Below are 434 nucleotides of genomic sequence, written 5' to 3'. Positions count from 1 at the left end.
CCACCATCATGTCCTCCATCACCTCCCGCACGCTGGGCTTGATCTCGGCCGTGAACACCCGCAGCACGAAGAACGCCGCGATGCCGTTGATGAGGAAGAACGCGAACAGCAGCCGCAGTCCGAGGCGCATGGGTTCTAACCTCCTTTCCGTGCCAGCGGGGCACTCCAGGCGGGTAATGCCCGCCAGCAGATACCCGACCGCTCTCCGGCCCACACCGTCAGAAGGCCGCGGAGCAGGCCATGCCAGCGGACGCCGTGGAACCGGCTTTGCCGGGCCACCGGCGGCGTCCGCCCTCGGGGGGATGGCGCGAAGCGCCTCAGGGCGGGCTTCATACCTCCAGGGAATAGCCCATGCCGCGGTGCGTGCGGATGTAATCGCGCGCCGGATCGGCCTCGCGCAGCTTGGCCCGCAGGGTCTTGACGTGGGTGTCCAC

1 protein-coding gene is annotated in these 434 nt (G+C 68.4%); it reads right to left on the bottom strand.

The features are described 5' to 3' along the window. Window positions 1-329 precede the first annotated feature (329 nt). Complete coding sequence (locus K9U41_RS23295; protein ID WP_282643209.1) at window positions 330-434, bottom strand: winged helix-turn-helix domain-containing protein; 105 nt, start codon at window positions 432-434, stop codon at window positions 330-332.

Source organism: Xanthobacter autotrophicus, assembly GCF_029991245.1.
Classification (GTDB): Bacteria; Pseudomonadota; Alphaproteobacteria; order Rhizobiales; family Xanthobacteraceae; genus Xanthobacter; species Xanthobacter autotrophicus_C.
This window is presented reverse-complemented; position numbering and strand designations above follow the sequence as displayed.